At 40.7% G+C, this 11,889-nt stretch carries 10 protein-coding genes; 9 read left to right on the top strand and 1 reads right to left on the bottom strand.

Translation table 11 applies throughout. The annotated features are described in order from the left end of the window. The 6 genes from metH to H5160_RS18400 all read left to right on the top strand — a co-directional run bounded on the left by metH (position 1) and on the right by H5160_RS18400 (position 7,944). A complete protein-coding gene (gene metH, locus H5160_RS18425) occupies positions 1 to 2,631 on the top strand; it encodes a methionine synthase (RefSeq protein WP_182738303.1) in 2,631 nt (876 codons plus the stop codon). Positions 2,632 to 3,296: 665 nt separating this feature from the next. Next, complete coding sequence (locus H5160_RS18420) at positions 3,297 to 3,662, top strand: hypothetical protein (protein WP_182738301.1); 366 nt, start codon at positions 3,297 to 3,299, stop codon at positions 3,660 to 3,662. 68 nt (positions 3,663 to 3,730) lie between these two features. Continuing rightward, on the top strand, positions 3,731 to 4,111 hold the full coding sequence (locus H5160_RS18415; protein ID WP_182738299.1) for a hypothetical protein: 381 nt from the start codon (positions 3,731 to 3,733) through the stop codon (positions 4,109 to 4,111). 146 nt (positions 4,112 to 4,257) lie between these two features. Then, positions 4,258 to 5,013 (top strand): hypothetical protein, encoded by a 756-nt coding sequence (locus H5160_RS18410; RefSeq protein ID WP_182738297.1) that lies wholly within the window; start codon positions 4,258 to 4,260, stop codon positions 5,011 to 5,013. Positions 5,014 to 5,188: 175 nt separating this feature from the next. After that, positions 5,189 to 5,686 carry a (2Fe-2S)-binding protein gene (locus H5160_RS18405; protein ID WP_007376163.1) on the top strand — a complete coding sequence of 166 codons (498 nt, stop codon included), beginning with the start codon at positions 5,189 to 5,191 and terminating at the stop codon, positions 5,684 to 5,686. Next, positions 5,683 to 7,944, top strand: coding sequence for a xanthine dehydrogenase family protein molybdopterin-binding subunit (locus H5160_RS18400; RefSeq protein ID WP_182738295.1), 2,262 nt, complete (start codon positions 5,683 to 5,685; stop codon positions 7,942 to 7,944). Before H5160_RS18405 ends, H5160_RS18400 begins: the two co-directional genes overlap by 4 nt. 63 nt (positions 7,945 to 8,007) lie before the next feature. Here the strand turns inward: H5160_RS18400 and H5160_RS18395 are convergent, their stop codons facing one another. Then, positions 8,008 to 8,205 (bottom strand): CsbD family protein, encoded by a 198-nt coding sequence (locus tag H5160_RS18395; RefSeq protein ID WP_002958133.1) that lies wholly within the window; start codon positions 8,203 to 8,205, stop codon positions 8,008 to 8,010. A gap of 285 nt (positions 8,206 to 8,490) precedes the next feature. Between H5160_RS18395 and hrpB the strand changes: the two genes are divergently transcribed. The 3 genes from hrpB (at position 8,491) to H5160_RS18380 (ending at position 11,884) form a co-directional block, all read left to right on the top strand. Next, positions 8,491 to 10,917 (top strand): ATP-dependent helicase HrpB, encoded by a 2,427-nt coding sequence (hrpB, locus tag H5160_RS18390; protein ID WP_182738293.1) that lies wholly within the window; start codon positions 8,491 to 8,493, stop codon positions 10,915 to 10,917. A gap of 73 nt (positions 10,918 to 10,990) precedes the next feature. Further along, entirely contained in the window at positions 10,991 to 11,419 is a 429-nt protein-coding gene (locus tag H5160_RS18385; RefSeq protein WP_170072028.1) for a hypothetical protein, read from the top strand. A gap of 159 nt (positions 11,420 to 11,578) precedes the next feature. Then, positions 11,579 to 11,884, top strand: coding sequence for a hypothetical protein (locus H5160_RS18380; protein WP_259417293.1), 306 nt, complete (start codon positions 11,579 to 11,581; stop codon positions 11,882 to 11,884). Positions 11,885 to 11,889 lie beyond the last annotated feature (5 nt).

Below are 11,889 nucleotides of genomic sequence, written 5' to 3'. Positions count from 1 at the left end.
ATGACCCAACAAATAGCAGTATTTACTAATGTCGGCGAACGTACCAATGTAACCGGTTCTGCCATGTTTAAACGTTTAATCATGGAAGAAGACTTTGAAGCTGCGCTAACAGTGGCCCGCGAACAAGTAGAAAATGGCGCACAGGTTATTGATATAAACATGGACGAAGCCATGTTGGACTCAAAAGCCGCTATGGTTAAGTTTTTAAACTTAATAGCCTCAGAGCCTGATATTTCACGCGTACCCATTATGGTCGACTCCTCTAAATGGGAAGTAATAGAAGCAGGCTTAAAGTGTATTCAAGGTAAGGCCATTGTTAACTCTATATCGCTAAAAGAGGGCGAAGAGCCGTTTATTCGCCAAGCTAAAATAATAAAACGTTTTGGTGCAGCTGCCGTTGTAATGGCGTTTGATACTGACGGGCAAGCTGATACAGCAGACCGCAAATATGAAATATGTGCCCGCAGCTACAAAATATTAGTAGAAGACATTGGTTTTCCACCAGAAGATATTATATTCGACCCTAATATATTTGCCGTAGCCACCGGTATAGAAGAGCACGACAACTACGCAGTAGAATTTATTGAAGGCACACGCCGCATTAAACAAAACTTACCGCACTGCAAAGTGTCGGGCGGGGTGTCAAATGTATCGTTTTCATTTAGGGGTAATAACCCAGTACGTGAAGCTATTCACTCGGTATTTTTATACCACGCCATAAAAGCGGGTATGGATATGGGCATTGTAAATGCAGGGCAACTCGCCGTTTACGACGACATCCCAGAAGAGCTTCGTAAAGCCGTTGAAGACGTAATACTTAACACAGACCCAGGTGCAGGCGAGCGTTTAGTAGAGCTTGCACCAAAATACTCTGGTATGGCACAAGCCGAGCGAGTAGAAGATTTAGAATGGCGCACATGGCCTGTAGAAAAACGCCTTGAGCACGCGCTTGTAAAAGGCATTACTACCTTTATAGATGAAGATACCGAAGAGTGCCGCGCTGCTGCCGATAAACCTATTCACGTAATTGAAGGGCCGTTAATGGATGGCATGAACGTGGTAGGTGATTTATTTGGCGCAGGTAAAATGTTTTTACCACAAGTGGTTAAATCGGCGCGCGTAATGAAACGAGCCGTAGCCTACCTAGACCCATTTATTGAAGCCGAAAAAGAAGAAGGTTCAACCAATGGTAAAATAGTGATGGCGACCGTAAAAGGCGACGTACACGACATAGGTAAAAACATTGTAGGCGTGGTACTGCAATGTAATAACTATGAAGTTATTGATTTAGGCGTAATGGTACCTGCCGATAAAATACTGCAAACCGCCATCGACGAAAAAGCCGATATTATTGGTTTATCGGGCTTAATTACCCCATCGCTTGACGAAATGGTACACGTAGCAAAAGAAATGAAACGCCGTGGTTTTGAACTGCCGCTACTCATTGGTGGTGCAACTACCTCTAAAGCGCACACCGCAGTAAAAATTGAGCCGCAATATGACAAAGGCGTTGTGTATGTAAATAACGCAAGCCGTGCAGTTGGTGTGGTTTCAAACTTATTATCAAAAGACATTAAACCTGACTTTTTAGCTAAAACTAAAGCTGAATATGTAAAAGTACGCGAGCAACAAGCGCGTAAAAAACCACGCTCTAAGCCTGTTACTATCCAGCGCGCACGCGATAACGCAGCAAAGCTTGATTGGGATAACTACACACCACCAGTGCCTAAAAAGCTGGGCGTGACCGAGTTTAAAAATGTATCAATCGCGACTTTGCGTAAATACATAGATTGGACGCCATACTTTATGACGTGGTCAATTGCCGGTAAATACCCGCGCATAATGGACGATGAAGTCGTAGGCGAGCAAGCGCAAAGCTTATTTAAAGACGCTAACGATATGTTAGACGACCTTGAAAAAGCAGGCAGTTTGCAACCACTTGGTGTAATTGGTTTATTCCCGGCTAACCGCGTTGGGGACGACATAGAAATATACACCGACGAAACACGCAAAGAAGTATTAACTACTTCGTGCCATTTACGCCAGCAAACCGAAAAAACCGACTTTGCTAATTATTGCCTAGCCGACTACATAGCACCCAAAGGCACGCCTGATTACTTTGGCGCGTTTGCAGTAACGGGCGGCCTAGAAGAAGACGACTTAGCAAATGCGTTTGACGCACAGCAAGACGACTACAACAAAATAATGGTTAAAGCCGTTGCCGATAGGCTCGCCGAAGCGTTTGCAGAATACTTACATGAAAAAGTACGTAAAGAGTATTGGGGTTTTGCACCAGACGAAAACCTAGCAAACGATGAGCTAATACGCGAAAACTACCAAGGTATTCGCCCTGCGCCAGGTTACCCAGCGTGCCCAGAGCACACCGAGAAAAAGAAAATTTGGCAGTTGCTCGATACAGAAAAGCGCATTGGTATGCAGCTAACTAGCTCGTATGCCATGTGGCCAGGTGCTGCTGTTTCGGGTTGGTACTTCTCACACCCTGAGGCTAAATACTACGCAGTAGCCGCTGTGCAAAAGGATCAGGTAGAAGACTACGCTAAGCGAACCAATATGACGCTTGAAGAAGCTGAACGTTGGCTATCGCCTAACTTGGGGTATGAGCCGGAATAAAAGCGAAAAGGTTAAATAGCGAAGCGGTCAGTTTTTAGCTGTCAGCTATCAGTAAAACAAGAACGAGCCTATGCGGCTCGTTTTTTTGTTTTAACCAATCTACTAGCTCCACTCTGACTTTAAAGCCTTCTTTAATGCAATAGCTTTGGGAGCTTACCTAAATATCAGGCGAACCAATTGAGCCTCGGCCATACCAATTACAAATACTATAACCTTCACTCTCAATATTATTTTCAATAATTTTAGTGTAAACGGGTATGGTAACAACCATAACTAATAAAGTTATTCCACACAGTTTGAACCACTTATTCAATAGGCTTGGGCTAATTTCAGTGTTCTTAATTTTTAGCCAGAGTAAGCCTGTTGATGTTTCAAAAATAGGAACGTGCAAAATTAAATTAGGGCTAAAGCTGTGTTCTTTAAAAATGAGGGCGTTGTTGTTTAATGCTTCAATTACTGACGATACTTCAACCTATGCCGTAAAAGGTGAGGCTATGGTTAAAGCAAAAATAAAATAAAGAGTGCATTTTTTTATTTGAAATAATGTTATCTGACTTTGCATTATCGCTTTTATTATTTTTATACTAATGAAACTATTTTTGCACTTTGATGCAAAACAAGTCAAATTAGCCTTTCAAATCAATTTTTAGGAACAGGAAGCTAAAATGCATGGATCGCGTATTATTAAAACTCATGAAATCAGCTTGTTAAAAAGAGCGCTAAATTTAGCTTTATTATTTACTCATATAATTTTTTTATTTGGTATAGCTGCAATAGCATTCGATCGTGAGAGTTTTGAGGCGATAAGTAACGCAAAATATGGCAATAGCGCTCCCTTAATGCAATCTAAATTAGCAGATATATTTGTATCTTCTTGGTTTGCTTATTTGTGCTTAGTTTTGATCCCAATAACTTTAATGAAAGAGCGCTTTATGAAAAGCTATAACGTTCGAATTTATTCAAATGTACTGGCTTCGTTTATATGCGGATTAATAATCTATATATTTATTAATAAACTGTATAGTTTATAAGGTTTATTTAATGTGATTTTTAGCTTCTTTAAGCGGAAAATTTATAACTTAAAAGGAAAAAATATCTAATGGAAAATATTTTTTGTGGGTATTATGATGAGGAAGCGGAGCAGGATGTTCCATTACAACCAAACATTAGTGAAGCTATAACCTTTTTCAAAGATTTTATTTGGGAGAATAAAAATTCAGAATCTGCCATGAAAATTTTATTTTTTCAAGCTTTAGGGGGTAATGAGGCTTCATTGCAAATAAGTTGCTTAGAAAAAAAATTATGGTGTATTTCTACCAGTGTTTCCATCCGAAGGCGCTTTCTAGGGCCCTTCTTTAAGCGTAGCACCTTTAAAATCTTTATAGATAAAAATGAAGATGAAACAGAAAATATAATACGTCTATTTTATGATAGTTCGCCTCACGAATTTGCTGCCTTTTTAAAAAATAGTAAAGGCTAAGCTTTAAGTGGGATTACATGCGTATTCCATTGATTTAAATTAATAATTATTTATTCTTTTAGGTTACTAGATATACTTTGCCTAAAATCCTAATACATTTAATCTCTTTATAAATCTATTCTATTACTTTATATAAAGGACTATTCATGAAGTATCTAAATTACATATTGCTTTGCCTATTCCTACTTTTCACATCGAACACATTTGCGCTTGAGCAGAAATATCACGAGAGTGTTTTACCTGTTATTGCTGCTTTTAAAACGCAGGATAAAACTGCGATTGCTGCGCATATTCGCTACCCTCTAAAAAGGCAATATCCATTGCCTGACATTAAAAATGAAGCTGAGTTTATTAAACGCTTTGATGAAGTGTTTGACGATGAACTTGTTGCCGTTATTGCCAGTTCAAACATTAATACTGATTGGGAGAAAGTAGGTTGGCGCGGTATTATGCTATATAACGGTGTTTTGTGGGTAGATACAGACGGCAAAATTATAACTGTAAATACTCAAAATGTTAAAGAGCAAGCATTTGCTGAACGATTAATTGAACACGATAAGCAATCTCTGCATTCAAGTGTTAATACTTTTAAAAAACCAATACTCAATTGGAAAACGGCTAACTACCATATTCGCGTTGATGATCTAGACGATGGGAATTACCGTTATGCTGTATGGAGTATTGATAAAAAAATTAGCGAAAAGCCCGACATGATTTTATTAAACGGTGATATTACCTTTGAGGGTAGTGGCGGGAATCATCACTATACGTTTAAAAATGGACGTTACAGTTATGTGTTACAAGTAACCATTATTGGTTGTGATACATCACCGCCAGGCTGGCTTGAAGTTTACAAAGACGAACAACGGGTTTTATCTGAAGATGTTATAAGCGCTATTTAATTTAGTATTAGCAACTTACTTAATAATGAGTAATGTTTTTTAGTACCAAACGTTCTAGTAATTAGTATTTTAATAAAATAGTTCTAAGTGGTAGGCTAAAAAGTAGTAAGTAAATTAAAACCGTCCACGCGCTGTAGGGAGTCGTCCTGTAAAGCGCTTTGCCAAGGAGTTTAGTATGATCACGCTTACCATTAATGGTAATAAACATGAGTTTTCTGGCGATCCGTCAACGCCAGTATTATGGTATCTCCGAGATGAATTGAATTTAACAGGGCCTAAATTTGGCTGTGGTATGGCTCAGTGCGGTGCGTGTACCGTGCATATTGATGGGGTAGCTCAGCGCTCGTGTGTATTACCTGTAGCGGCAGCAGCAGGGCGTTCAATTACGACAATTGAAGGGCTAAGCGAGCAGGGCGACCATCCAGTGCAACAAGCATGGGTTGAGCATAAAGTACCGCAGTGTGGTTTTTGCCAGTGCGGCCAAATGATGCAAGCTGCGAGTTTATTAGCAGCAAACCCAACCCCAACTGACGATGAAATAGTAAGTAATATGTCGGGAAATATTTGCCGTTGTGGTACATACCCGCGTATTCATAAAGCAATTAAATCAGCTGCTAAAACAATGGCGAGTGTTCAATATTTTGACCCAAATGAACAAGGGGAAGAAGTATGAACCAAGATAACAAATACTTTGATTTAAACCGCCGTAAGTTTTTAAAAACTAGCGCAATAGGTGCATTGGTACTTGGTACTTATTTTGTAGGCAGTGCGCCAAGAGCATTTGCGGGTGTATTAGAGCAGCCATCTGAGCAAGCAAAACGCGCAAACTTATTTATTGCACTGCGCCCAGACGGCATGGTTGAAATAACCTGCCATCGCTCTGAAATGGGTCAGCAAATTCGCACCGCGATTGCACAAATAGTTGCCGATGAAATGGAAGCCGCGTGGGATAAGGTTATTGTTATTCAGGGTAAGGGCGACCCTAAATACGGCGATCAAAATACCGATGGCTCGCGCAGTATTCGCTACAACATGAAGCGCCTGCGTGAAATGGGCGCAAGTGTGCGTTACATGATGCAGCACGCTGCCGCTAAGTATTGGAAAGTTGACCCGCAGACCTGTACAGCCAATCAACACGTTGTTACACACAGCTCAGGTAAATCGCTTACTTATAAAGATTTAATCGACTTAGCGCTTACAATAACGCCACCAGAAGCTGACAAACTAACACTTAAAACACGCAAAGAATGGCGCTACATTAATACTGGCATGGCGCACATAGATTTAGCCGATTTAGTAACAGGTAAAGCAATATTTGCAGCCGATGTACGCGAACCACAAGCGCTAGTGGCTATAATTGAACGCCCGCCGGTAGTAGGCGGTGTTGTTAAGACATTTGATGCCAGTGCTACAAAAGCGATAAACGGCGTTGTAGATGTTATTGAAATTCCTGCACCAAAAGGCGCACCGCAGTTTCAGCCAAAAGGCGGTATTGCGATTATAGCTAAAAACACATGGGCTGCATGGCAAGGGCGTAAAGCATTAAAAGTCGTGTGGGATGATGGCAAAAATGGCGATTACAATTCAGAAGAATTTAAAAAGTCATTACTAAAAACAGTACAAACTCCACAGGCAAACATACGTGATAAAGGCGATGCCATGGGCGTGTTGGCTAAATCGAGCAATAAACTCGTAGCTGATTATTACGCGCCGCATCTTGCTCAAGCACCAATGGAGCCGCCGTGTGCAACAGCTATGTACAACAAAGATAGTGTTGATATATGGGCTGCTACGCAAAATCCACAAGCCGATATGAAAACAGTGGCGGCAATGCTTGGCATGGATGAGAGCAAAATTAATGTTCACGTTACCATGTTAGGAGGCGGCTTTGGGCGTAAGTCAAAACCTGACTTTTCAGCAGAAGCAGCTTACCTTTCAATGAAAGTAGGCAAACCTATTCGTGTGCAATGGACGCGTGAAGATGACATACAACATGGTTTTTACCATGCGGTTTCGGCTCAGCACATTGAAGCATCGCTAGATAAAAATGGCGCAATAGAATCTTATTTACACCGCACCGCGTTTTCACCAATTACGTCTACCTTTTCAGAAGGGGCGACTACGCCAGGAAGCTTTGAACTGCGCTTAGGGTTTACCGATAACCCAATTAACACACCTAACATGAAGTTAGAAAACGGTGATGCGCAAGCCAAAGCACGAATTGGTTGGATGCGCTCTGTATCAAATATTTTTCATGCCTTTGCTATTCAGTCATTTATTGGCGAAGCAGCGCACAAAGCCGGTCGCGACCAAAAAGACTATTTACTAGACACCATAGGTCCGAGTCGTATTGTTGATGTAACAGAGCAAAATGCTACATACGATAATTACGGTGGCGATAAAGCGGTTTATCCGTTAGATATTGGCAGACTGCGCCATGTTATTGAAAAAGTAGCTGACATGAGTAAATGGGGTCGAGAACTTCCTAAAGGGCGAGGTTTAGGCATAGCAGCACACAGAAGCTTTTTAACTTACGTAGCTACGGTAGTTGAAGTAGAAGTGTCGGATGCTGGCGATTTAAAAGTAATTAAATCGTGGGTTGCCATTGATGCGGGTACGGTTGTAAACACTGACACCGTTAAAAACCAAACTCAAGGTGGTTCTATTTACGGGATTACAACTGCAATCAGCGATGGTATTACCTTTGATAAAGGCCGCGTGCAGCAAAGTAACTTTCATGATTATCGCGTACCGCGTATGAGCGACTCACCACTTGAAGTTGACGTTGAAATTGTACAAAGTGACGCACCTCCAGCAGGGGTAGGCGAGCCATCTACACCAGTTTATGCGCCAGCATTATGTAATGCTATTTTTGCCGCGTGCGGAAAGCGTATTAGGCAGTTACCAATAGGTGACCAGCTAAAAGCGTAACTAAATAACCTACAGCTTAAACAAAAAAACCGCCAAAATGGCGGTTTTTTTAGAAGTTAGCGATTAGTGAGTTTTTTCAAATTCATCAACTTCACGCTCTGCTTCTTCTTTAGATTTACCATACTGCTGCTGGATTTTACCCACTAGCTCTGTACGGCTACCTTCAATTTTATCTAAATCGTCGTCAGTAAGATCGCCCCATTTTTGCTGAGCCTTACCTTTAAGTTCGTTCCAATTACCTTTCATACGATCGCTGTTCATAAGTTTCTCCTTACTTAGATTTAATTAACGTTCAGCATAAAAGGAGCAAGGCGTATACCAATAAGTTAAATATTTATTTTATATTAATAATCAGTGTTTTATGTTTTTGTTGAGGCAGTAATAATTAATTTTTTGAGCACATCCTTAAAAAATGTACAGAGCGGTCTGTAATTATTTCTGATTATGTAACCCTTAATTAAATCCTTTATAACCACATAGCTTTAGCGGCGCGTTTATTTTTGGTTTTTGTTACAATGCACACAAAGCAATTTTGGGTAAATAGCTGTGCTGCCGGTTCAAGACATATATCAACAACTCGTTACTACATTACAAAGTAATCCTATTACGTTATTACAAGCACCGCCTGGTGCGGGTAAATCTACGTGGTTGCCGCTACAACTAATGCGTGACGGGCATTTTAAACGTATTGTAATGCTAGAGCCTCGCCGTTTAGCTGCACGTAATATTGCAAGTTACTTAGCAAAGTGCCAAAACGAGAGTGTTGGGCAAAGTGTGGGTTTGCGGATTAGAGGTGAGAGTAAAGTAAGCGCTAATACGCGCCTCGAAATAGTCACCGAAGGCATGCTAACGCGCATGCTGCAAAACGATCCCGAATTAAGCGATATTGATTTACTGATATTTGATGAGTTTCATGAGCGTTCAATTGCAGCCGATACCTCACTTGCCTTTGCGCTCGAGACCCAAAGTGCACTACGTGAAGATTTAACCATCATGCTTATGTCGGCAACTCTTGATACTGAGCGCTATACAGCTTTTTTTGATTGCCCTGTAATTCAATCAAGCGGTCGCAGCTATCCAATAGATGAAGTATACATACCCATAAAAGATGAAAGTCGCTGGCTTGATGCAATTCCTAACATAGTAAAACAAGCACTTAATGAGCAAACAGGTAGCGCATTGGTATTTTTACCTGGGCAATTTGAAATACTACGCGTGCAACAAGCACTGAGCGATTTACCCAGTAACTGCCAAGTTGCAACGCTATTTGGCGAGCAGGATAAGGCCAATCAGCAAACTGCTATTGCTCCTGCACCAAACGGCATGCGCAAAGTAGTGCTTACCACCAATGTAGCCGAAACCAGTTTAACTATTGAAGGCATACGCATTGTAATTGACAGCGGCAAGCGCCGTGCAGCGACCTTTAATTTAAAAACAGGGGTTACTGAGCTCACAACACAAAGTATATCGCGCTCGTCTGCTGTGCAGCGCGCTGGGCGTGCAGGACGAATAGAGCCGGGCATTGTTTATCGAATTGGCTCAAAGCAAACCTTTGAGCGACGTAATAGCCACGACAATCCCGAAATACTCACATCAGACATAAGCCAACTTATGCTTGAGGCAAAGCAGTGGGGAGCCAGTATTGATGAGCTAACCCTACTTGATAAGCCCACTGAGCAGCAATGCGAACAAGCAAGTAACCTGCTTAATATGCTTGAAGCTATTGATAGCAAAGGTAAGCTCACACCGCTTGGCAGTAAAATGTTAGGTTTTGGTGCTGATATTCGTTTGGCGCATATGCTATTAAAAGCACAAATACTTGATGACCAACTCCCTGGTATTTTTAGGCTCGCTATTTATTTAGTGGCATTACTTGAGAGCCGAGTAAATAGTGCAAACGAGTTGAGCTTAGCGCTGCATAGCCAGCAGCAACGTCCGCATCCGGTATTTAAACAACAGTTAAAATATTGGCAAAGCCGCTTAAAAGTAAAAGACGAAAACAGCGAATTAAATACGCATTATATAAGTTTGCTGGTGGCATTGGCATACCCCGATCGCATCGCTAAAAAACGTGGTAATGGTTATTTACTTGCCAATGGTGCTGGTGCTGAGTTAAATGCCGATTACTGGCACAACGACGATTACTTAGCTATAGCAACCATGGGCGGGCACAAAGGTGGGCGTATATTTGCAGCCACCGCGCTTAACCCATTTGAGTTACAAGAATTTTTACCGCATTTATTTAGTGAACTTACTCGTTGTGAGTTTGATGAAAAATCAGCGCGCTTTATTCACCAAGATGAAGTAAAGCTCGGGGCTATAACGCTCAGCAGCCAGCCTAGTAAACAAAAACTAGATAAGAGCGAGCGTGCTAAAGCGTGGCTTAACTTATTTGCTAAACACGGTTTTGCATTATTTAACGAGCAACCTGATGCGCAACAATTGCTGATACGTATGAGCCTAGCAAGTAATTTAATGCCCGATAAATTCCCGCAAATAAACGAGCAACAACTTATTCAAAATGCAGCGCAGTGGCTAGGCGTGTTTTTAGAAGATATTAAAACGCTCACGCAGCTTAAAAAGTTTAACTACTTTGAAGCATTACAAAACTGCTTTGATTGGCAACAACAAACCACGTTAAAAGCTTTGTTACCTTTGCGCTTAACGGTGCCCAGTGGCTCAAATATAAAAATAGAATACCAACTTGATGGCCCCGCAAAGCTAAGCGTGCGTATGCAAGAAGTTTACGGCTTGACCAGTACGCCTATGCTTGCCAACGGTAAATTGCCATTGCTTATGGAGCTGCTATCGCCAGGTAAACGTTCATTGCAACTTACTCAAGATTTAGCCCACTTTTGGGCTAGCAGTTACCGCGATGTGCAAAAGGAAATGAAAGGCCGCTACCCTAAACATTTTTGGCCAGACGACCCAGCCAACAGCGTTGCAACAAATAGAGTAAAGAGCAAAATGTAATTTGCCGTATTTTATAACTTTATTTACTTTAAATAGTGTGTTTTTATATTAAAAACAATAAGGAATGTTAAAAATGAAAATTATATTTGCTGCTTTACTTTTACTCTCATCGGGTGTTAGTGCTAACAATTACCAAGAAGAAGTTGATAAATTTTTTGAATTGTACGCTGATGAAAAAACAAGCGATGCTGTTGATTCCATTTACGCAAGTAATAAATATGTGTCGTCGATACCTGATCAGGTAAAACAGATAAAAACACAGCTATCCTCACTTGATGATCTTGTTGGTGAAATTAATTTCATTAATAAGGTTTCTGATTATAAAGTTGGGGAGCTTTTTGTTCATGTAACCTACCTAGTAACCTACGATAGGCAGCCTATTCGTTTTGAATTTCAATTTTTTAAAGTGAAAGAAGGTTGGAGAATTTATTCAATGTCTTTTGATGACAATATCGATGAAGATATAAAAGAACTTGCAAGAAAAGCTGCGCTAAAAAATTAATGTATTAATAAATTTAGTCGTTTTAGTAAAAATACTTTTTTAAAAAGAGTCGTTATGAAGTGCAAGCTAAGCTTTCTATAAATTATATTTCTTAGCTTTTCAGCCCGTGCCGATGAGCCGTTAGACCTAAAGCTGTTTGCACTGAATTATTACAACGCCATGACCGCCACACAAGCACCTAACGCAGGTGCTAAAGAGCTTGAGGCTTACCTTGCATTGTTAACCGATGATATTGGCAATCAACATATTCCGTATCAACCGGATGACTCACGTACTCCAGATGGTAAAAAGCAGATGCGCAAAGGTATAAGTTTTTACTTAGGTGCGCACACATTGTTTAAAAGCACACTGCTTCATACATTTGTGTTTAACGATACAGGCTTTGCTATTCGTTATAAAAACTATGTAAAAGGTATTCATCCGCAAAATGGCGATGATCCGCAAGTATCACGAATAAACGAATAAACGAA

The organism is Pseudoalteromonas sp. SG43-4 (assembly GCF_014164325.1).
Lineage (GTDB): Bacteria > Pseudomonadota > Gammaproteobacteria > Enterobacterales > Alteromonadaceae > Pseudoalteromonas > Pseudoalteromonas distincta.
The sequence above is the reverse complement of the archived record's forward strand: the minus strand, read 5'-3'. Positions and strand labels throughout refer to the sequence as shown.